21 protein-coding genes and 1 other annotated feature are annotated in these 22276 nt (G+C 52.3%); of the genes, 17 read left to right on the forward strand and 4 right to left on the reverse strand.

The genetic code is table 11. The features are described 5' to 3' along the window. Positions 1–72 precede the first annotated feature (72 nt). Positions 73–282 carry a DUF5316 family protein gene (locus EV294_RS04775; protein WP_132304298.1) on the forward strand — a complete coding sequence of 70 codons (210 nt, stop codon included), beginning with the start codon at positions 73–75 and terminating at the stop codon, positions 280–282. Between the two features lie 40 nt (positions 283–322). Here EV294_RS04775 and EV294_RS04780 read toward each other — a convergent pair whose 3' ends face one another. After that, entirely contained in the window at positions 323–2263 is a 1941-nt protein-coding gene (locus tag EV294_RS04780; RefSeq protein WP_132304300.1) for a sensor histidine kinase, read from the reverse strand. Positions 2264–2410: 147 nt separating this feature from the next. On the opposite strand from EV294_RS04780, the gene EV294_RS04785 reads away from it, so the two are divergent. From EV294_RS04785 to arsC, 4 genes are all read left to right on the forward strand, one after another. Next, positions 2411–3142, forward strand: a complete 732-nt coding sequence (locus EV294_RS04785; RefSeq protein ID WP_132304302.1) for an alpha/beta fold hydrolase — start codon at positions 2411–2413, stop codon at positions 3140–3142. 60 nt (positions 3143–3202) lie between these two features. After that, the gene (locus EV294_RS04790) at positions 3203–3661 is read left to right on the forward strand and encodes a MarR family winged helix-turn-helix transcriptional regulator (protein WP_132304304.1); all 459 of its coding nucleotides are present in this window, start codon (positions 3203–3205) and stop codon (positions 3659–3661) included. A 77-nt stretch (positions 3662–3738) separates the two neighbouring features. Further along, a complete protein-coding gene (locus EV294_RS04795) occupies positions 3739–5151 on the forward strand; it encodes an arsenic transporter (RefSeq protein ID WP_132304306.1) in 1413 nt (470 codons plus the stop codon). Positions 5152–5170: 19 nt separating this feature from the next. Continuing rightward, a complete protein-coding gene (gene arsC / locus EV294_RS04800) occupies positions 5171–5599 on the forward strand; it encodes an arsenate reductase (thioredoxin) (protein ID WP_132304308.1) in 429 nt (142 codons plus the stop codon). Between the two features lie 51 nt (positions 5600–5650). On the opposite strand, the gene EV294_RS04805 is transcribed toward arsC, so the two are convergent. Then, positions 5651–6106 (reverse strand): RNA helicase, encoded by a 456-nt coding sequence (locus EV294_RS04805; RefSeq protein ID WP_132304310.1) that lies wholly within the window; start codon positions 6104–6106, stop codon positions 5651–5653. Between the two features lie 133 nt (positions 6107–6239). Between EV294_RS04805 and EV294_RS04810 the strand changes: the two genes are divergently transcribed. From EV294_RS04810 to leuS, 4 genes are all read left to right on the forward strand, one after another. After that, the gene (locus tag EV294_RS04810) at positions 6240–6566 is read left to right on the forward strand and encodes an aminotransferase yhxA (protein ID WP_132304312.1); all 327 of its coding nucleotides are present in this window, start codon (positions 6240–6242) and stop codon (positions 6564–6566) included. Between the two features lie 3 nt (positions 6567–6569). Continuing rightward, positions 6570–7814, forward strand: coding sequence for a glutathionylspermidine synthase family protein (locus EV294_RS04815; RefSeq protein ID WP_132304314.1), 1245 nt, complete (start codon positions 6570–6572; stop codon positions 7812–7814). A gap of 14 nt (positions 7815–7828) precedes the next feature. Next, a complete protein-coding gene (locus tag EV294_RS04820) occupies positions 7829–8272 on the forward strand; it encodes a DUF350 domain-containing protein (RefSeq protein WP_132304316.1) in 444 nt (147 codons plus the stop codon). Between the two features lie 75 nt (positions 8273–8347). Then, positions 8348–8563 (forward strand) — a binding site (T-box leader). A 75-nt stretch (positions 8564–8638) separates the two neighbouring features. Next, positions 8639–11074, forward strand: coding sequence for a leucine--tRNA ligase (gene leuS / locus EV294_RS04825; RefSeq protein ID WP_207918099.1), 2436 nt, complete (start codon positions 8639–8641; stop codon positions 11072–11074). A gap of 47 nt (positions 11075–11121) precedes the next feature. Here the strand turns inward: leuS and comER are convergent, their stop codons facing one another. Beyond that, entirely contained in the window at positions 11122–11961 is an 840-nt protein-coding gene (comER, locus tag EV294_RS04830) for a late competence protein ComER (RefSeq protein WP_132304320.1), read from the reverse strand. A 108-nt stretch (positions 11962–12069) separates the two neighbouring features. Here comER and EV294_RS04835 point away from each other — a divergent pair, with 108 nt between their 5' ends. The 7 genes from EV294_RS04835 to holA all read left to right on the forward strand — a co-directional run bounded on the left by EV294_RS04835 (position 12070) and on the right by holA (position 20511). Beyond that, positions 12070–12594, forward strand: coding sequence for a ComEA family DNA-binding protein (locus tag EV294_RS04835; RefSeq protein WP_243711565.1), 525 nt, complete (start codon positions 12070–12072; stop codon positions 12592–12594). 155 nt (positions 12595–12749) lie between these two features. Beyond that, positions 12750–14051, forward strand: a complete 1302-nt coding sequence (locus EV294_RS04840) for a homocysteine synthase (RefSeq protein WP_132304324.1) — start codon at positions 12750–12752, stop codon at positions 14049–14051. A 107-nt stretch (positions 14052–14158) separates the two neighbouring features. Beyond that, positions 14159–14689, forward strand: a complete 531-nt coding sequence (locus EV294_RS04845; RefSeq protein ID WP_132304326.1) for a deoxycytidylate deaminase — start codon at positions 14159–14161, stop codon at positions 14687–14689. Between the two features lie 87 nt (positions 14690–14776). Then, complete coding sequence (locus tag EV294_RS04850; RefSeq protein WP_165930579.1) at positions 14777–17371, forward strand: ComEC/Rec2 family competence protein; 2595 nt, start codon at positions 14777–14779, stop codon at positions 17369–17371. A 228-nt stretch (positions 17372–17599) separates the two neighbouring features. Next, the gene (locus tag EV294_RS04855) at positions 17600–18148 is read left to right on the forward strand and encodes an RNA polymerase sigma factor (RefSeq protein WP_015843796.1); all 549 of its coding nucleotides are present in this window, start codon (positions 17600–17602) and stop codon (positions 18146–18148) included. Next, positions 18145–19224, forward strand: a complete 1080-nt coding sequence (locus EV294_RS04860) for an anti-sigma factor family protein (protein WP_132304330.1) — start codon at positions 18145–18147, stop codon at positions 19222–19224. Before EV294_RS04855 ends, EV294_RS04860 begins: the two co-directional genes overlap by 4 nt. A 243-nt stretch (positions 19225–19467) precedes the next feature. Further along, positions 19468–20511 carry a DNA polymerase III subunit delta gene (gene holA / locus EV294_RS04865; RefSeq protein WP_132304332.1) on the forward strand — a complete coding sequence of 348 codons (1044 nt, stop codon included), beginning with the start codon at positions 19468–19470 and terminating at the stop codon, positions 20509–20511. Between the two features lie 63 nt (positions 20512–20574). Here the strand turns inward: holA and rpsT are convergent, their stop codons facing one another. Further along, a complete protein-coding gene (gene rpsT / locus EV294_RS04870) occupies positions 20575–20847 on the reverse strand; it encodes a 30S ribosomal protein S20 (protein WP_127496425.1) in 273 nt (90 codons plus the stop codon). 216 nt (positions 20848–21063) lie between these two features. On the opposite strand from rpsT, the gene gpr reads away from it, so the two are divergent. Beyond that, positions 21064–22071 (forward strand): GPR endopeptidase, encoded by a 1008-nt coding sequence (gene gpr / locus EV294_RS04875; protein ID WP_132304334.1) that lies wholly within the window; start codon positions 21064–21066, stop codon positions 22069–22071. Positions 22072–22276 lie beyond the last annotated feature (205 nt).

A 22276-nucleotide genomic window follows, 5' to 3' on the forward strand; every position in this document is an offset into this window, starting at 1 on the left:
CGAAAACTTTTTCGGCAATTGTCCGTATACATGATTACACTATCGTGACAGCAAGCGAGGAGGTACGCCTAAATGTTTCAGTTATTCGTCTATATCGGCTGCGCATTTATTTTGATATCGGGGGTCGCTTTGGGAGCCTGGACAACGCCTGAGCAGCAAAGAAGCAATTTTAATACGGAGCAGCCATCGGACAGAAGGATAAGAAACAAGGTTGCGACCTGGTCCTTTGTGCTGGCATTGATCTGCCTTGCGATTGCCGGACTGATCAACTGGATGGGTTAAATAGAAAGCGCCCCGTTTGACAAACGGGGCGCTTTCTTGTTCAGCTCTCCGGAATAGGCTTTTCCGCGGAATCCTTCGAAACGGCGGGAAGGCGGATGACGGCTTCCGTTCCAATCCCTATGGCGCTGCTGAAGCGGATCGTCCCCTCCATCGCCTCAATAATCCGGAAGGTGACCATGAGCCCAAGACCCGTTCCTTTGGATTTGTTGGAGAAATAAGGCTCGCCTAGCTTGTCCAGCTTCTCGGGATCGATTCCTTCGCCATTATCGGTGACCCGGATGATAACCTCATCCCCTTCACTGTCCGCCTTAACCGACACGGCGCCGTCAAACCCGGATATCGCCTCCAGGCTATTCTTGATCATATTTATGATCGCCTGTTTCAATTTCTCTGCGCTGCCCAGCACATAAAGGTCAGGTTCAGCGGTAAATTCAAGTCTCGTGCTTTGCATGGCGGCGAGAGGACAGATGATGTCCTGGATGTGATTCAGCTCTTCCGAAATATTCAACGGTTTGACATCTTCCAAATGAGGCTTGGCGAAAGTCAGGAATTCGGTAATGATGCTGGACGCGCGATCCAGCTCCTGCACGGCCAGCTGCAGGAACTGCTTCTCTTTGTTTACCGCTTTTTCCCCCGCCAGTTGAATGAAGCCGCGCGTCACCTGCAGCGGATTTCGAACTTCATGCGCGATTGATGCGGCCAGATGGCTGATCAGCTCCATTTTCTCCGCGCGCTGAATTTCCCGGTTGAACATTTCGAGCTCCTTGGAGTATTTGACCAGCTGATCATGGTTGCGAGAGAATTGCCTGCCCATCACGGCTATAAGAGACAGCAGGAAAACTAGCAGCCCCCACTTCCAATAGATCAAATGATAGGTTTCATCCCTGAAGTAGATCATAATCTCCGAGATAAAAACGCTGCAGAAGACGGAGTAACCGACGGAAATGATAATGGCGTCCCGGTTCCCCTTCCATGCGTAACCAATCGCGTGAACAGTCAGAATGAGGAATTGCATGGCGGCGATTACGGTAAGCGGCACAACTTGCAGCAGGCTAAGGCTTATGCCCGGAGCGATGGTTTTGCCTAGCGCCCATAACACGATAACGATAACCGTAACCGGAATGAGAACGATTCTGAATTTTTTTATAATGCCGTAAATCCCCGGTCCAAGCGTCTGTTCGAAAAAGACCGCGAGAGCGGGTGTAAGCAAAAACAAGGCTAAATCGAACAAGTCCAGAAACGGTCTTCCGTAAGCGTAATAATGATGGTACAAGGCGGGAGAGTAGGCTAACGTAATTTCGCCCAGGCATAAGATAATCAGGCATAAAGACATCCACAGCACAATCTGCTCGCGTTTAAGAAAGAACAAGCAAGTCATCATGATCAAGGCGATAAACATAAACGAGCCGCCATAGACCAATTCAATCAAACCGTAACGCTCATAACCGGGCAGCATCTGATTGTAATCGCCGATGACCATCTCGGGCTCCAGCGATTGTCTTTCGTCGGACAAATGAAGCAGAATAAGCAAGTTATTGCCTTTGGCCGCGCTTGAAAGGGGAAGAAGCGTATAGTTTACGTCATAAGGATACGATCTTTCCATGTTGTAGAGAAGACCGTCCCGATGTTCAAGAGCTACGCTGACAGCCGTGCCGTAAAGGCGCTTCATCCATATTCCCGGCGTATTCCAATCCAGGGACGGGAGCGTGACGCGCAGAAGCAGGGCATCGGCGCCGGCTGCGCGCTTCTGCATGGGCTGATCCGTGTCGGCATGCAGCCATTTTTTCGGGTCTCCCTCCGCGATCCATGCCGGTTGGTAGGACTCATCGGGCTTGTACAGCCACTGGTAATCCCATTCCTTAACGACGAGATCATTTTGTTTGGGCTTTTCTTTTTCTATGGAAGAGACATGTTGAATCTGATAGACCGAGCATAGAACCAGCACGATAATGCCTGCAATCAGAAGAATGGTTGATCTCATAACCGTCACCTACAGTTGATATTTCTGTCATCTTTTACCATACTTGCTAATTCGACAAAAATCAATATGATCCAACAAAGTATACATCTCCTTGATATAGGAGTGCTATAATGAAGCCATTTAAATCGGGCAGAGGCGGTGTTGAGCATGGCGGTAAGCGAGCATTATGCACGCAATGGCAAGGTCGGCATTCATTATTACGATTCAAGAGACGATGCGGATGAAAGGTTAGTTCCGATTGTAGTCTGCCCGGGATTATCGGAAACGGCGGAGGAATATCTGGATTTTATGGAGGCGGCGGCACCAAGAAGATGTATATTGTTGTCTTTCCGAGGAAGAGGGAAGAGTGACACGCCCGAAGGCGGCTACAATCTGCAAGACCATCTGTCCGATCTGGAAGCCGTCGCGGGAGATGCCGGCGTGGAGAGCTTTCATCTGTTTGCTTATTCGAGAGGAGTATCTTATGCGCTGCAATATGCCCATTCCTACCCGGGCAAGGTATGCTCGATTACCGTCGGCGATTATCCTCCCGAACATCGGGCGATGCCTGACGGCTGGGCGGAGGACTACATACATCATTATCTGATTCCGTATAACCGGACCTCGAACATACGGACAACCGCGGTATGGGGAATACAGCGGGAATCGGTTCAACTCCGGCTGGACCAGTCCTTGAAGGCGCCAATAATGGTGGCAAGAGGACTGTTGGAGGGCTCTCTGATTGCGGAAGAGGATCTTGCCAGGTATCAGCGGATGAGCAATGCTGTACGCGTAAAAGAATACGCACGATCGGGACATGCGCTGAAGGGTGAAGACAAGGCGCAGTTTTATGGGGATATTATCCGTTTTGTTAATGAACAGGACGGAGGTACGGAGTAAGAAAAAGTAATTGCGGATTGCAACTATTGTGTGTTATAACTATTGTCGGGTGATGTAGGAATGGAACAATTGCCGCAATACGTGGATGTACGCGAAATACTGCAAAACGTCGTTAGAAGATTTGGGCTGCAGCAGAAGGATGGGGCGCAGGGGTCCGGAATTTCCGTTATTCAAAGCCATATTCTGTACGAGCTTCATAAGCGCCCGAATCTATCGTTAAATGAACTGGCTGATGCGCTGTGCGTGGAAGCAAGCACGTTAAGCAGGCAGGTGCAGCAATTGGTTGAGCATGAACTGCTCAGCCGGGAACCGGATCCGAAGGACCGTCGATACGTAACGCTGTCCCTGACGTCTAAAGGACATGAGCAGCAGATGGCTGTTGCGGAAGCAATGGAAGATTATATCTTAAGCATTTTTCAGTATGTGCCCGCGGATAAAAAAAGTCAGGTGCTCGAAAGCCTTCAAATTTTAAATGACGCGATGGGTCAAAGTCCCCATTGCTGTTTACCTCCTCTATAGAGGAGTTTATTTTTGGGAATTAGTTGCAATTTGCAATTATTAACCTTATCGATATGAACTAAAGCGGGGAACGACAAGTGGCATTTATAGCAGTTATTCTTTTTTTGATTACGTTAACGTTTGTGATCTGGCAGCCGAAAGGGCTTGGCATTGGCTGGTCAGCCGCAGGCGGTGCTGTGCTGGCGTTGCTTTTTGGCGTTGTAAGCTTTGCGGATGTAGGAACCGTAACCGGTATTGTATGGAATGCAACCATTGCTTTTATCGCCATTATCCTGAACTCGCTGATCCTTGACGCAATTGGTTTCTTTGAGTGGGCAGCCCTGCATATGGCCCGTCTTGCCAAAGGAAACGGCAGAAGAATGTTTGTATACGTCGTTGTGCTTGGCGCAGCCGTATCGGCCTTTTTCGCCAATGACGGGGCAGCGCTTATCCTTACGCCAATTGTGCTTGCCATGGTTCGGGCGCTTAAGTTCGACAACAAAATGATCCTGCCGTTTATTATGGCAGGCGGATTTATATCGGACACGACGTCATTGCCTCTAATAATAAGCAATCTGGTCAATATCGTTTCGGCCGATTATTTCGGAGCGGGTTTTGTGGAATACGCCAGCCGGATGATCATCCCGAATTTCTTCTCGCTTGGGGCAAGTCTTCTTGTGCTTTATCTCTTTTACCGGAAAAGCATTCCTGCGGACTACGATGTCCGCGAAGTGAAAGAACCAAGGGAAGCGATTAAAGATCATAAGCTGTTCCGCTTGTCCTGGATTCTGTTGGCGATTCTGCTGGCAGCCTATCTGGCCAGCGAATTTATTCACCTGCCGGTATCCATTATTACCGGCGCAGTGTCAGTGGTATTCCTGCTGTTCGCCCGCCGCAGTCCGGCGATTCGGACCAAGCAGGTGATGAGGGAAGCGCCATGGACCGTTGTCGTTTTTTCAATCGGAATGTACGTCGTGGTCTACGGGCTGCGAAACGCGGGACTGACGGATGCGCTTGGAGAGGTTATTCAAGCGTTTGCCGATCGTGGGCTTTTTGCCGCTACGATGGGGATGGGCTTCTTGTCGGCCATTTTATCCTCCGTAATGAACAACATGCCAACGGTTATGATTGACGCCTTGGCGATTAAAGGGACGGCTACGGCAGGCGCGATTCGCGAAGCGCTGGTCTATGCGAACGTGATCGGATGCAATCTTGGGCCGAAGCTGACGCCAATCGGCTCGCTGGCCACTCTGTTATGGCTTCATGTTCTGGCGAAAAAGGGCGTAAAGATTTCATGGGGCTCCTATATGAAAGCAGGCTTCGTATTAACCGTACCAACCCTGTTTATTACGCTGGCCGGATTATATATTTGGCTTCAGATTATTCATTCGTTTAGCGTGTATGTTGGCTTTGCAGTGGCGGGTTTCCTGGTGGCAGCGGGCGTTGCCTTCGCCTTCTTCTTCAGGTTGAAATCCGGCAAAAAACAAGAAACGGAAAAACAAATGGCGTAGCCATGACAGGAGGATAAGGATGGCGGCAAAACCTATCGTATATTTCTTATGCACGGGCAATTCGTGCAGAAGCCAGATGGCTGACGGATTTCTGAAGTTGTTGGGCGGTGGCCAATTTGAGGTGTACAGCGCCGGTTTGGAAGCGCACGGACTAAATCCGAGAGCGATACAAGCGATGAAGGAGGCCGGAGTGGACATTTCGGCCAATACTTCAGACGTGATTAACGCCGAATTATTAAATCGGGCCAATTACGTCATTACTTTATGCGGCCATGCGGACGAGCATTGCCCGGTTATCTCGAACGAAAATGTCATCAAGCGGCATTGGGGATTTGACGATCCGGCAAAAGCTGCCGGCACCGAGGAGGAAATCATGGCTCAGTTCCGTGCCGTGAGGGATGCCATTCATTACCGGATCAAACAATTTGTAGATGAAAGCTGCCGTTAAGGCAGCTTTTTTTAATTGGAGCTCCGCCAAGGACGGCGACAGCCGTTTCACCTAATCCTCCGGCTCGTTCATGCCGCGGACGTAAACCACGTAACAGCCCCGGTCCTCGTCAATTTCGGTTGATGTCGTAAACATCGGACCATAGCCCGGAACGTCTACGATATCCTTCAGCAAGTAGCGGATGACCTCGTAATGGCTGGCGCTGCGGATCTCGGTCAGCTTGCGTCCCCGTTCGCTCGGCTTTCTGAATTCGATATAAATGCCGCGTCCCCGGTAGTTCGATTCGTCTCCGTAATTTTCGTTCGGCCCGATTCGCTTGACGATCAGCATCTCTTCTTTTTCCTGCATTTCGTTTGAGGTTAATTCGTATTGAACTCCGTTTGCAATCAGGTAGGTGCACAATTGACGGGCATACATCTCATCGATCCCGACATTAGCGGAAGGGTACTCCATCAACGGCTCGTATTCATTAAATCCTTTGTCCACAAAATACGTTAATTTATTCATCTCATTCACTCCGAATCAAAATGATTTCAATATCATACCATCATTTTATGGAAACATTAACTTTTCCTGCTGCATTCCTATCAAAATATGATATAACTTTATAGGAACTATGAAGCTTGGAGGATGCTAGTCTATGAATTTAACTCAAAAAGCAATGCTTGGCGTCTCTGCCGTTGCAATGGCTGCCGCCCTGGCAGGCTGCGGTCAATCGACGACTTATCCGAGAACCGCTCAGCCAACGGACAGCCAATGCAGGGACTGGGAGTGGGACAGCAAAAACGGCATATACCGCTGCGACGATTCCAGCTCCTCTTACTACCGGAATTATTACTATGGCAACAGTTATTATTCGTCCCGGTCCGCCCTGCAAAAAAGCAGTGCCTATTCTGCTTATAAATCCAGCGTATCCGGCAAAACGAGCTCCGGCTTTGGCAAAGGCAGCTCCATTAGCGGAGGCTAAGCCGTGAAGGATTTCGCCGAAGAGAGAAGCGCGTTTTATTCCGGGATTGAGGGGTATTGGGCAGATTTGTACGGCGAGGAGTATTCCCTCTATGACCTATACGATGTAACGAAGGAAGAGGTTCATAAGATTCGCGAATCGACGAACCGGATCGGCCATATTTTTTGCAAGGCCGCCCAATTGCTTCGCACCGTGGATGACGAGACTTTGCTGATGCTTGGTTTTCCGCGCGCAACCTTGTCTTACCTAAGAATGAGAAGCTTATCGGTCGAAAGCGTGATCGCCAGGCTGGATTTGGTGAAGGCAGGAGATACGTACAAATGCATGGAGATCAATTCGGATACTCCTACTTTTATCAAGGAGCTCCACCATGTGAACGGCCTGGTATGCGAAGCCTTTGACCGCCATAACCCGAATAAGGGCTATGAGACGCAGCTTGCGTTTGCGGTCGAGAAAGCGGTTATCGAAAGTCTGGAATACCTCGGGGACGATCCGATTGCTCCTCATGTTGCGTTTACGGCGCATGGAGATAACGTGGAAGACGCGAGCACGGCTCTTTACTTACAGAGCTTATTGCCGTTGCCTTCGACCTTTGTTCCGCTTGACCAGCTTCAAATTATCCGGCATATCGGGTTGTACGATGGGGAGGGAAATCGCATTCACGTTCTGTACCGCCAGACCTTCCCGGTGGAGAATTTTATTGAGGATGAAGACGAAGAAGGAAATCCGATCGGACTGTGGCTGCTGGAGCTTATCGAACGGAAGAAGCTCGCGGTCATTAACCCGCCGTCTGCGTTCCTTCTCCAATCCAAGGCGGTCCAGGCTATTATTTGGGGCTTGCATGAAGAAAGGAGTCCATTCTTTACGGAAGAGGAGCAGCGTTGGATCGGAGAGTATTTTCTGCCGACCTATCTGGAGCCGGACCGCTTTCTTAAAGAGCGGACGAAATACGTAATGAAACCGGCGTTTGGGCGCGAAGGGGATACGGTGAAAATTTTCGATGGCGACGGGACGTTAGCGGCAGAGGATAAACATAATTCTTACGCACATTACCTTCCGGTCTATCAGGAATACGTAGAGCTGCCCACAGCTGCATTCCGGACGGAAAAGGGAGAACGTGAGGGCTCATACATGTACGGAAGTTTTCTGGTCGGGGGAAAAGCCGGTGCCATAGGCATTCGGATTGGCAGCCCGATTACGGATAATTTATCTTATTTCATGCCGGTTGGCATTACTAAATCAGAGTGAGGAGCTAATGTGCAATGGACACTAATTTATACGTGGATTTCTTGCTTTATTCATTGACGGGCTTTGCGATTATGATAGCAGGGCTTCTCTTGTTCGAATTGACCACCAAAAATAAGGAATTCGCCCTTATATTCAAAGGGAATGCTTCGGCGGCCTTGTCGCTTGGCGGCAGGCTGGCAGGTCTCGCCATCGTCATACGGGCGGCTGCGGAAAACTCGGTGTCGCTCTCCGATATGCTGCTATGGGGCGCAATCGGGATCGTTGCGCTAGTAATCCTCTACTACTTGACGGAGCTGATTACTTATTTATTCGGCAAAGGGCTCAAAGTAAATGTGACCATCTTCAAATCGATTGAGCAAAACAACATCGCGGTAGGCATTCTTATCTTGCTTATTTCGTGCAGCGTCGGCATGGTTATTGCCGGATGCCTTACTTATAATCCGGAGCTGCTCGGGTAGCTTGACAAATAACCTCATATCTTGACAAGTTGAGTCCCTGGCGTTATAATCGGGTCTAACCATGTTTTTCTATACTTAACGGCGTTGAAGAGGAGCAGTAATATCGCGGAGCAAGGCTAAGAGAGCCGGCGGATGGTGCAAGCCGGACCTGCAGCGATGTGAATCTCGCCTTGGAGCTTTTGCGTAATCGCGCAACGATTAGCCGGCGTTAAAGGCAATGAGTGAACGGAAGGCAAAGCATGCCGGACGTTAACTAGGGTGGTACCACGGGAATAATCTCTCGTCCCTAGCGATAATACGCTAGGGGCGGGAGTTTTTTTATGTCGGTGATGCGCTCGCGTGCACACTTTTTAGGAGGAAATGATGATGAGTCAGGAATTTCAAGGCTACAACCCGCTCGTGGTAGAGCCGAAATGGCAGAAGTACTGGGATGAGAACAAAACGTTCGCAACAACGGAAGATCCGGGCAAGAAAAAATTTTACGCCCTTGACATGTTCCCTTATCCGTCCGGCGCGGGCCTGCACGTAGGTCATCCGGAAGGTTACACGGCTACGGACATCGTATCCCGTTACAAACGGATGCGCGGCTACAACGTCCTTCATCCGATGGGCTGGGACGCGTTCGGCCTGCCGGCGGAGCAATACGCTTTGCAGACGGGTCGCCACCCGCGCGAGATTACGGTGGAGAACATCAACAATTTCCGCCGCCAGATTAAATCGCTGGGCTTCTCGTACGACTGGGACCGCGAATTCAGCACGACGGATCCGGATTACTATAAATGGACGCAATGGATCTTTATCCAATTGTATAACAAAGGCCTTGCTTATGTGGCGGAAGTACCGGTTAACTGGTGTCCTGCGCTGGGTACCGTTCTGGCGAACGAAGAAGTCATCGACGGCCTTAGCGAACGCGGCGGCCATCCGGTTATCCGCAAGCCGATGCGCCAATGGATGCTGAAGATTACGGAATACGCCGAGCGCTTGCTCGAGGATCTGGAAGAGCTCGACTGGTCGGAGAGCATCAAAGACATGCAGCGCAACTGGATCGGCAAATCGACCGGCGCCGAAGTAACCTTCTCCATTGACGGTCACGACGCATCGCTTGTTGTATTCACAACACGTCCGGATACGCTGTTTGGCGCAACCTACTGCGTACTGGCTCCCGAGCATGAGCTGGTTGCAAAAATCACGACGGCTGACCAAGCCGAAGCGGTCGAGGCGTACAAGGAAGCAGCCGCTCGCAAGAGCGATCTGGAGCGTACCGACCTTGCGAAGGACAAAACAGGCGTATTTACGGGCGCTTACGCGATCAATCCGGTTAATGGCGCGAAGACGCCAATCTGGATTGCCGACTACGTGCTCGCCGGTTACGGAACGGGCGCAATCATGGCGGTACCGGGCCACGATACCCGCGACTGGGAGTTTGCGAAGCAGTTCGATCTGCCAATCCTTGAAGTGGTTCAAGGCGGCGATGTAACGAAAGAGGCTTATGCAGGCGACGGCCCACACGTCAATTCCGACTTCCTGAACGGTTTGAACAACGAAGACGCGATCAAAACGATGATCGAGCATTTGGAAGGCTCGGGCAAAGGGCACGGCAAGGTCACTTACCGTCTGCGCGACTGGCTGTTCAGCCGCCAGCGCTACTGGGGCGAGCCGATTCCGATACTGCACTTGGAAGACGGCACCATGAAGCCGGTTCCCGTTGATCAGCTGCCGCTTGTATTGCCGGAAGTGGATGCGATCAAGCCATCCGGCACCGGTGAATCCCCGCTTGCGAACGTTACGGAGTGGGTAAACACCATTGATCCGGAAACAGGCATGAAAGCGCGGCGCGAGACAAACACCATGCCGCAATGGGCGGGAAGCTGCTGGTACTATCTGCGCTTTATCGATCCGAAGAACGAGAACGAGATCTGCTCGCCGGAGAAGCAGAAGGAATGGCTGCCGGTTGACCTGTACATCGGAGGCGCGGAGCATGCGGTGCTTCACTTGCTCTATGCGCGCTTCTGGCACAAAGTGCTCTACGATCTTGGCGTCGTAAATACGAAAGAGCCGTTCCACAAGCTGGTTAACCAAGGCATGATTCTGGGCACGAATAACGAGAAAATGTCCAAATCGCGCGGCAACGTCATTAACCCGGATGATATCGTGAACGAATTCGGTGCGGATACGCTCCGCATGTACGAAATGTTCATGGGACCTTTGGAAGCGACGAAGCCTTGGAACACGAACGGCGTAGAAGGCACTTACCGCTTCTTGAGCCGCGTATGGCGCTTGTTCGTCAGCGAGGACGGCAGCGTAAACGCGAAGATCACAAGCGACGGCGAAACAACAAAAGCGTTCAAGCAAACCTGGCACCGTTCCATCAAGAAGGTGACCGATGATTTCGAGAACCTGCGCTTTAACACCGCGATCAGCCAGTTGATGATTTTCGTTAACGAAGCCTACAAAACGGATGTTCTGCCGGTTGAAGCGATGAAGAACTTCCTGCAAATGCTGTCCCCGCTGGCTCCGCATATCGCGGAAGAGCTGTGGGAGAAGCTGGGCGGAACGGGCTCCATCACTTACGAGCAATGGCCTTCTTACGAAGAAGCATTGACCGTGGACGATGAAGTGGAAATCGTCGTGCAGGTGAACGGTAAAATTATCGAGCGCGTTTCCATTGCAGCCGATACGGCGGAAGCAGAGATGGAAGGCCTCGCCAAAGACATGGATAAAGTGAAGGAACTGATAGAAGGCAAAACGATCCGCAAAGTGGTCGTTGTAAAGGGCAAGCTCGTTAACATCGTAGCGAACTAAATAGCAGATAAAAAGAAGAGGTGAGCGGGCCAGCAGCACATATTGTGCTACTGTCCGTTCACCTCTTCGCCGTAGAAAGCGGTATTTATTTTGGCGACGTCTTCGTCGAATTTTTTATGCGTCGTCCGGATCAGCCGGTTGAAGGTGCCGTCAAGCTCGCGATTCAGCAGCTGCAGGGCCTGTGCCGTAATACCTCCCGGAACCGCTACTCTCTTCTGGATATCTTCCGGGGATAACCCGCCTTCCGTCAGCAGAAGTCCCGTGCCAAGCAGCATGTTGCTTGCAACGCTGACCGCATCCTCGCGGCTGATTCCCGTTTCGCATACGGCCGCATCAACGAACTGCTCGACCAGATAAGCGAAAAAGGCGGGTCCGCAGCTGGAAAGGTCGGATACGATTCGGGTATAGGGCTCCTCGATGGGGAGCGGCTCGCTGATGAAGGCAAGCATATCTTCGATAAGAGCCTGATCCTCTTCCGTAATACGGGAGCCGTAGATGCATAAGGTAGCTCCGCTCCAGACGAGGTTGGTGACGCTTGGAATCACTTTTGCGATTTTACAGGGCAAAAGCTCTTCCAGATGCCCGATCAGAACCGGACTCGTAATGGATATAAGAAGCTGATCCGGCCGCAGGACCGGCAGAAGATCGTCGATCACTTTCTTATATTCAAGCGGTTTGACGCATAAAAACAAAATGTCGCTAACGCTTGCGGTGCTTGCATTCGAACGCTCGGCTCTCATTCCGGGATATCGTTCAGCAAGCGCCTGGGCCTTGGCGTAGGTGCGGTTGCTGATTACGATCTGACACGGGTCGAGTGCTCCAGATGCGACGAAGGCTTCGATCAGCAGGCTACCCATCGCGCCCGTCCCAATGAATCCGACATTCATGCTCAGCCCTCCTAACAGATTTGCTCTTTTAACCTATTCCTCAAGACTTGCCTTATATGACAGGAAAATGCTAAAAATCCCCTTTTTTTGATGAAAGGAGTGTTGTTAATGGCCCGTCTCCCCCAAGGTCGTCGAACGAATTCGAATAGAAGCAAATTAATCATCCCTCTAATACTCATGGCTTCCGCAGTCGTGCTGCTGGCTGCAGCCTTTGCGCAGCCAAAGGAGAAAGCGCCCGATGAATGGGTGCAGTTGAACCGGGAGGTTGGCGCTGCTCTGCAAATGCAGGGGGAACCGGAAGCGGGAGCGCAAAAGGCGGAACTGACCGATAAACCAAAGGACAGCAGTTCGGGGATGCCGAGTACCCCGCCGGGGAGTGTTCAAGCGGAGGTTCGCGCAGGAGAAGCGGGAGGGGACGAAGAACTCCCGTCGTCAGGCAAGCTTGACATTAACCGGGCAACAGCCGAGCAGCTGGATACGCTGAAAGGAATTGGTCCGGCCAAAGCGCAGGCCATTATCGCCGACAGGGAACAGAACGGTCCTTTTTCATCGGCGGAAGATCTTCTCCGGGTGAAAGGAATAGGCAGCAAGCTGCTTGCCGGAATAAAAGATAGCATTGTCGCATCGCCTTGATTATGAGAGAATGGGACAAGGCGCAGGGAGGTTTTCCCAGGCCTATATGACCATATTCGGGCATGAAGTTCGATTTGATTGGACAACCAAAACCGAGCCGTTTGCTTTGAAGTGGTTGAAGCATGTCCACCCCATAAATCAAGGAGTTGTTGCACATGACGAATCAAGAACAAAACAAACGTTCGCTCGACACATTGGCTGTCCACGGCGGGCAGGAGATCGACCCGACCACGTTTTCCCGGGCGGTTCCGATTTACCAGACGACCTCTTACGGCTTCCGTGACACGGATCATGCAGCCAACCTGTTCTCGCTTCAGGAATTCGGCAACATTTATACCCGTTTGATGAATCCGACAACGGATGTTTTCGAGAAGCGCGTCGCCGAGCTGGAAGGAGCGCCCGCTGCGCTCGCCGTTGCGTCCGGACAAGCTGCGATTACGTATTCGATTATGAATATCGCGGGAGCGGGAGACGAAATCGTATCCGCAACCAGCCTGTACGGGGGTACATACAATCTGTTCTCGACAACCTTGCCTAAGCTTGGCATTCAAGTCAAGTTCGTGGATCCGTCGAATCCCGAAAATTTCCGCGCGGCGATTACGGAACGCACGAAAGCTTTGTATGCGGAAACGGTAGGCAATCCGAAGGGCGATATTCTTGATATCGAAGCGGTAGCGGCGATTGCTCACGAAAACGGCATTCCGCTTATCGTGGACAATACGTTCCCAAGCCCTTATCTTCTCCGTCCGATTGAGCATGGCGCGGATATCGTGGTTCATTCCGCAACCAAATTCATTGGCGGTCACGGTACGTCGATTGGCGGCGTTATTGTGGACGGCGGCCGCTTCGACTGGAAAGCAAGCGGCAAATTCCCGGGTTTGACTACTCCGGATCCTAGCTATCACGGCGTTGTATACACGGATGCGGTTGGTCCAATTGCTTATATTATTAAAGCTAGGGTACAATTATTGCGTGACATGGGCGCTGCCCTGTCGCCGTTCAACTCGTTCCTGCTGCTGCAAGGTCTCGAAACCCTGCATCTGCGGATGGAGCGCCATAGCTCGAACGCCTTGAAGGTTGCGCGGTTTCTTGAATCGCATGAGGCGGTGGAATGGGTAAGCTATCCGGGGCTCGAGAGCCATCCATCGTACGAGCTGGCTAAGAAATACTTGCCGGACGGTCAAGGCGCGATTCTGACCTTTGGCATTAAAGGCGGCGTGGATGCCGGCAAAAAGGTGATCAATTCCGTGAAGCTGTTCTCGCATTTGGCGAATGTCGGCGACTCGAAGTCGCTAATCATTCATCCTGCAAGCACAACCCACCAGCAGCTGTCGGCTGCCGAGCAGGAAGCGGCTGGCGTAACGGCCGGGCTGATCCGTTTGTCGATCGGAACGGAAGGCATCAGAGATATTTTGGCCGATCTGGATCAAGCCTTGCGCGCAAGTCAATCGAACTAATTCATCTTTATCGTCTATATACATCTAGATAGAGGCAGATCCGTCGGATTCCCTTCTTGAGGGGTCTGACGGAAGCTGTCCGGGCAAAAGAAAAAGGAGTGGAAGACATGTCAGAAGCACAGGATGCTTCACGCAAAGACTGGGATACGTATTTTATGGATATCGCCTATATGGTGTCTACACGCTCGCGTTGTCCCCGACGTCATGTCGGATCGGTGCTTGTGCAGGGCAAGAAGCTGCTGGGAACCGCCTATAACGGCGCTCCGATGGGCGTGCAGGACTGCTCGGAAGCAGGCTGCATGATTACGGAGGAGTGGGAGACTAGAATCGGCGACGACGGTCAGGAGCAAATGGTCAAAAAACAGCGCTGCATCCGCACGATTCACGCGGAGCAGAATCTGCTGCTCTTTACGGACCGTGCCGACCGGGAAGGCTCCACGGTATACGTAACCGACCAGCCTTGCTGGACCTGCGCGAACATGCTGGCGAACAGCGGCGTGAAGGAAATCGTGTTCCATCGCGGTTATCCGAAGGATAGCGACAAGGTAAGCCTGCTTATGAGCCAGAAAGGCATTGTATTCCGTACGCTGACGGATTACGAGCCGCCGCCGCAGGCGAGTATGAAGGTCATATCCTAATTAAATAAGCGAATGGGGAAGAACCTCTGCATGCATCTGATTTTGATGCGTCCGGAGGTTCTTTTTTTGTTTGAAGGAGGGATGGCCGTGAATAGACGGCCTTTAGTATGGTTTGCCGTATTCTGGATTGCGGGAAGCGGCATGGCCGCTCATCTTAGCAGCGTTGGAACAGCGCTGGCGCTATGTTCAGCCGCGGTCCTACTTCTTGCGCTTGCGTTGCTTGGGCAATCGACAAGGCGGCTTGCCGTGGTGTGCCTGATCGGCTGCATGCTTGCGGCCGGCGAGCGGATGTGGGCCGATGTCCGCAACGCCAGCGCGCTGGATTTGCCGGGCGATTCCCATGAAGCGGAAGTGACCGGCACGATTGTGTCCGCGGTAGAGGTCGACGGCGACCGCGCGATGTTCCGCGTGACGGCCGATGCCGTCCGCGTGAGTGGCGAAGCGGCGCCGCGCAAGATCCGCGAGCGCCTGCTTGTTCAGGTGCGGCTTGCGGAGCGGCCGCACCAAGAGGTCGCCGCCGCGTGGCACCGCGGCGACAAGGTGCGCCTCGCCGGCGAGCTTGCGCGGCCGGCTGGCGCATCCAACAGCGGCGGCTTCGATTACCGCCGCTATCTGGAAAGCAGCCAGCATATCCACTGGCTGCTCAAGGTCAAGGGCATCGGCGCCGTCCAGGCGGCGCCGGGCCCGGGCTGGACCGCGGCCGCCGTGCTCGGCCGCGTCGATGCCGCGCGCGACTGGCTTGGCGCGCGGATGGAGCAATTGTACCCGGCCGACCAGTCCGGGTACATGAAGGGGCTGGTCCTCGGCATTCGCGAGGACCTGGACCCGGAGCAGTTCCAGCAGTTTTCCCGGCTGGGACTTACTCATATATTGGCCATTTCGGGCCTTCACGTGGCCGTATTCGTTTACGCGCTTGGAGCAATTCTGCGGCTGCTGCGTTTGACCCGGGAACGGCTGCTGGTTACCTTGATTGCGGCCGTCCCTTTTTATGTGCTTCTCTCCGGCTCGTCGCCTTCCGTCGTAAGGGCAGGGCTCATGACGATGCTGGCCCTTCTTGCCGCACGGATGGATAAGCTCAAGGACGGTTTGCATCTGCTTGCTGCCGCAGCGGTTGGAATGCTGATCTGGAATCCTTCCTTTATTGAGGACGTAGGCTTCCAATTGTCCTTTGCCGTCACGGCAGGGCTGATTCTGTTCGTGCCGCCGGTGAGGCGGGCGATGCCGGATTGGCGCAAAGGGAAGTCTCTCCTTGATTTGCTCGTCGTGACGGTTGTGGCGCAGGCGGTATCCTTCCCGTTGACGGTCTACTACTTTAACCAATTTCACTTGCTCTCGATTCCCGCCAATCTGGTCCTGGTGCCGTTCATTAGTTTTATCGTGATGCCGATAGGGGCGGTTGCGCTGATCCTTGGCCTGCTATGGCCGCTTGGCGGTCAACTGCTGGCGGCTGTCAGCGTGTACGCAAACGAGTGGACGTTCCTCCTCGTTAGCTGGCTAGGGGATGCGGAAGCCGTCCGCACCGTCTGGGCAACGCCTCCGTTATGGTGGATTGCGGCCTGGTATTTGGCGCTTGCCGTCCTATGCAGGCTGCTCCCGGCGGCGCCAGCGGCTGACTCGGCGCATCAAGACGAGACATTGCCCTTGCAAGAGACAGCGGCAGCCGGTGGGCTGGATGCCGCTCCAATTTGGGAGCTGCTGGAGGGGCGGAAGCTGCCGGTCTGGAGGAGGCGGTCAACCGGATTAAGTCTTGCCCTTTTAGCTGGTGCAGGCTTATTGTTCTACGCCTATTCTCCGGACTTGCTGAAAAGCGCGGCCGAAGTTGATGTGCTTGACGTTGGACAAGGCGATTCGATTTACATCCGTACGGCTCATGGAAAGAGGATTCTAATTGATGGCGGGGGAACGTTAAGCTTTCGGAAAGCCGGCGAGGAATGGAAGGAACGAAGCGACCCGTTCGAGGTGGGGAGCAAAGTTGTTGTTCCATTATTAATGAAGCGCGGCGTTCATTCCCTCGATCTCCTTGTGCTGTCTCATCTGGACAGCGACCATATCCGCGGTTTGCAGGCGGTGCTGGATGCGATTCCCGTGCGTGCGATCATATGGAACGGAAGCGTAAAGCATGCCGAGGATGCGGAAGGCATCCTTCGGACAGCCGTGCGCAAGGGGATTCCGCTCTACCGCGCCGAAACCGGGAAACAGTGGAAGCTGGATGCCGACACGGAACTAACCGTTTTATGGCCCCCGGCTGCCGGTGAAGGAGTTCCGGTTATTGAGGATCAGAACGACGACAGCGTTGTGTTGTGGATGAAGATCTATCAATCTGCCTTTTTGCTGTCGGGGGATATTAGCAGCACGGCCGAATCTGCTATAATAGCGCGTATGCGGGATCAAAATGCGGTTTTATCGCCATCCGTCTCCTCCATGGCAAGCCGGGTTGATGTCCTGAAGATCGCGCATCACGGCAGCAAGTATTCCACCTCGGAGGAATGGCTGCGCTTTTGGAAGCCGCTTCAGGCCGCTATTTCCGTCGGAGCAGCCAATACGTACGGGCATCCGCACCCGGATGTGCTGAAGCGTTTGCAGGAGCAAGACGTTACCACCTTTCGAACGGACCGGGACGGTGAAATCCGCTATAAAGTGGATAGGTCTGGAATATATGAACAAACGATCAGGAAGAATTAGGAAGACTAGACCGAAAGTGCCTTTATTCCTGATCTTGCATCCTGCCAAAATGCTTCTTTCAACCTAACTCACTAGGAACTACCTATATACGGGGTTCCATTTTTTTGTTATCCTTTAGGTTGGAGTTTTCTACTTTTTCAATTAAAAAATTAGAGGTTTTTCATTTTAGATGTGCAACAATTTATGCAACGCGCTCGTCAGAGAGGTTGCAAGAGAGGGGGATCCTTCGTGGTAGAGCCTGGCCTTATTAGAGCCGCTCAGTCAGGAGATCGGGATGCTTTAATAACTCTGTTGCGAGAGATTGAAACCCATGTTTACCGGACAGCCTATTATATATTGAATAACGAACAGGATGCGATGGATGCGGCGCAGGAAGCGTTAATCCGCATATATACGAAAATCGGCTCCTACGAAGAGAAGGCCCAGTTCAAAACGTGGATTCAACGAATTGTAACGAATATTTGTATAGATAAGTTTAGAAGAAGCAAGCCAACCGTATCGATAGACGAGCATGAGATGGTATTCCGGGAGAAACAGAATGTCGAGGACGAGGTTATGTCGGCTTACGCCGTTCAAGACATCCGCAAGGCAATAGACAAGTTGCCGGAGCATCACCGGGCGGTAGTTGTACTGCGGTATTTGCAGGATTTCTCTTATAACGAAATCGCTGACTCGCTTGATCTGCCATTAAATACGGTCAAATCCTACTTATTCCGAGCTAGGCAGCAGCTTCAAACTTTACTACATGATTATCAGAAAGGTGGTGTCCGGGGATGACTTGTCAAGAGGTGATCGAATACATGAACCGTCAGCTAGACGGCGATTTGGATGAACATGAAAATGAGATCTTGATGAATCATACGAGACATTGTCCGGACTGTGCAGCAATGTTTGAGCGGCTGAAAAAACTGTCCGATGAGCTGGGAAATCTGCCTCATGTCATGCCAAAGTACAGTCTGGTAGACGCTATTTTGCCCCAGCTTGAAGAAATCGGGCCATTCCGGCAGCCGGAGGCGGCTGCGGTGGAGATGGCTCCGGCTGCCGTCCCTGCGCAAACGCAGCAAACGAAGCGCCGCGCCAAGGAACGGCATCAGCTGCGCTTCCGGGCGATAACGGGAATTATCGCGGCTAGCGTAGCTGCCGGTTTATTCCTTGTATCTTATAATGCGGGTTTATTCCCGTCATCTTCGAATAGCTTTGATTCGGATAAGGCGGAAACGGCTGCTGCCGACACGTCATCCAGTTCGTTTGACGTGCAAAGACAGTTCAAAGACGTTCAGCCTTATGCCAACAATGCCAACGACACTGGAAAAGCTCATGTAAACACGGAATCTATTGATCCGAATGATCAATCTGCATCTGCGGCAGACCCATCGGGCAACGAAGATTACCACGTGACGACGGAAAAGGACCTCGGGATTTCCGATTCGAATGCCGGCGGAGCTGCTGCTAATCAAGGGGACAGCTCGGGGGGCGGCAACGAGCCCGCATCCGGCAACAAAGGGGCCTCGACCAGCGAAGCTCCTTCCGTGAGCTTGCCTAACCCAGACAGCAAGGAAGGCGGTGAGCCGAATCAGGGCATAGCAGGATTTGTGCCTGCGCCGCTTGAAGCGGCATCGCCGGATGGCAGCTATACCGCTAAGGCCGTCGGATACCTGATTCATATTTACAAGACCGGGGAAGAGGGTGGCGAGTCCGTTTACGATTCCGAACGAAGAAACGGCCAGATCGCCAATCTTGAATGGTCGGCCGACAGCAAGCAGCTTACCTACGAGATTCAATTGGAATCCGGCGGCATGGAACGTTATGTCATTGATTTGGCAACAAAGACCGAATCGAAGGCGGCACATTAATTCGAGACATTTTTACCGCTGCTATTCGCACACTTTATTCTTCATTTGCGTATGATATACAAATGAAAAGTTAACGTGAGCCTTGATCAAAAGTATGACCATCTACAGGGCGGTACCATGGGCCTGCCTGCAGATGTTTATATAGATGTTCAGGGACAAAGGGATGAGGCCTAAGAAGCCCATCCCTTTGTTGCTGTTCAGCGAATGCCGCAGGATGCAGTGAAGGACAGGGAGAGGTGAAGCATGGAAGCGAAAGAGGCGTTGAAGGAGATTAAAGCGGGGAAGTTCCGTCCCGCATATGTGATATACGGCAAGGACCGCTACCGGATCGGCCAGTTTACGGAGACGTTAACGGAAGCGATGTTTACGCCGGATGAGCGTGAGCTTGGCGTAGTCAAGTTCGATACGTCGGAGACGTTGATCGAAGAGGCGGCGCTGGAAGCGGAGACATTGCCTTTCTTTGTGGAGCGCAAGCTGGTTATTGTCCGCGATTCGGTTGTATTCGCTGCCGGGGGCAAAGAAGGCGGCAAGCTGGATCATAAGACGGACCGGCTGCAGCATTATTTGGACATCCCGTCCGAGACAACGGTTATGTTGTTCATTATTAATGCGGAAAAGCTGGACGAGCGGCGCAAGCTGGTGAAGATGCTGAAGGACCGCGATGCGCTTATCGCTTTTCAGGAGCTCGATGCAGCCGAGCTGAGACGCTGGGTAGTCAAGCGCGCGGAGGAACAGAAGCGGACCATGACGGCCGATGCGGCGGATCTATTGCTTGTGCGAACCGGAGCGAACATGCAGCAGCTCGCTATTGAAGTGGACAAGCTATGCCTGCATGCCGGCGAAGGCGGGGTTATAGGCGTTCAAGAAACGGAGCTGCTGACGGCCTCTACCGTCGAGGAGGATGTATTTGCGCTGGTGGATGCCATCGCGAGCCTGCAGGTTGACCGCTCGCTCAAGCTGTACCGGGCCTTGCTCGTCAGAAGGGAAGAACCGATCAAGATTGCCGCGTTAATCGCAAGGCAGCTTCGAATTATGCTTCAAATCAAGGAACTCGAGCAGAATCGGTATTCGCCGCAGCAAATGGCGGGGCAGATCGGACTTCACCCGTACGCGGTTAAGCTTGCCGCCGAGAAAAGCCAGAAGTTTAAAGTCGCACGGCTTGGCGCCCTGCTTAGCGATATAGCGGATCTGGATTATAAAATGAAAACAGGCGCTATCGATAAGACGCTGGGACTGGAGCTATTCCTGCTGTCCTTAGGCGTTCAGCAAGGACAAGGCGTCAGATAAACGAATAATGACCAATCAAAAACGGCTTCGCCTAAGCGAAGCCGTTCATTTGTTTGCGGTTTATTAAGCTTGAGCCGACAGAGCGTTCAGCTTTTTAGCAAGACGAGATTTTTTGCGGGAAGCCGCATTTTTATGAATCAGGCCTTTAGTAACCGCTTTGTCCAATTTTTTCGTTGCAGCGACCAGAGCAGCTTTAGCTGCTTCTACATCAGTGCCAGCGATAGCTTGGTCAGCAGATTTAACAGCCGTACGAAGCGCGGATTTTTGGGAAGCGTTCAAAGCGCGGCGTTTTTCGCTCGTTTTAACGCGTTTAATTGCGGATTTAATGTTTGGCATCGAGTTTCACCTCCTACAAAGTTTGCGTAAGCAAACAAAAAGCGTACGCGGTAAGTCTAGGTAACACAACTTAAAATATATTACCATGCACTCTCATGAAAAGCAATAGCGAGCCTGTCCTGCCATTTTTGCTCATCAGGGCAAAAGTATGAAATTGTCTCCCTTGCGAACAATAAGCTGGAGAGAATGGCATGGCTTTGAAGGGAGAATGGATAGATGACCGAACTTGATTTGCAGCAGTATAACATTCGAACCGACCTGGCGCTTGAGGCAAAAGAAATCGCGGAGCAGCTTGGCGGGGGCGGCCCGATCCCGGGCATTCATTCGGAAACGACCGAAGATGACGGCATCACGATTACTCATCTGCATGTGCAGAATGAGCAGGGCTCCCGCGCGATCGGCAAAGTGTTGGGCCGCTACGTTACGATTGAGGTTCCAGGACTCCGCAAGCAGGATACCGAGCTCCAGGACCGGGTCGCTACGCATTTCGCCAAGCATTTCGAGACGTTCCTGGAGCGGATTGGCATAGGCAAGACGGCAAAGGTGCTTATCGTTGGACTTGGCAACTGGAACGTGACGCCGGATGCGCTGGGCCCTCTAGTCGTAGAGAACGTAATGGTTACGCGTCATTTCTTCGAGCTGATGCCGGATCAGGTTGCGCCGGGATACCGTGCCGTTAGCGCGGTCGCTCCAGGCGTACTCGGGATTACCGGCATCGAGTCCAGCGAGATTGTGCAGGGCATCGCGGAGAAAACGCGTCCCGACGTTATTATCGCGATTGACGCTTTGGCTTCCAAATCCCTGGACCGCGTGAACACGACGATTCAGATCGCGGACATCGGCATTCATCCGGGCTCGGGGATCGGCAATAAACGGAAAGGCCTGACAAAGGAGATTTTGGGCATTCCGGTTATTGCAATCGGCGTTCCGACGGTTGTATATGCCTCTACGATCGTGAACCATACGATTGAACTGATGAGGAACCATATGGCCGCGAACAACGCCAATAACGATCAGATTTTTGGTCTAATGAACCAGATGGGCGAAGCGGAGCGTCTGCAGCTTGTCAAAGAAGTGCTTAATCCGGTTGGTCATGATCTGCTTGTGACTCCGAAGGAAATCGACGAGTTTATTGAAGATATCGCCAACATTATCGCAAGCGGCTTGAACGCTTCCCTTCATGAGGCCGTCGACACCGATAACGTTGCCGCTTATACGCATTGAGCTTCATCCAAAGTCCTTGGGGCGAAAGCGGCCTCAAGGGCTTTTTTTAATTCCTCCTAAGATCGGCGCAGCCATGTACGTGTGCCTGAATCTCTTAATCTATCAAAACTCGCGAATCTATTAATTCGATTCGGTTCTATCAAACCTTCTTGTCTCATAGATTAGTAACAGATGAGCAACGAAGAAGCGGGAGGTAGAACTCGAA

It is taken from the genome of Paenibacillus sp. BK033, from assembly GCF_004345425.1.
Lineage (GTDB): Bacteria > Bacillota > Bacilli > Paenibacillales > Paenibacillaceae > Pristimantibacillus.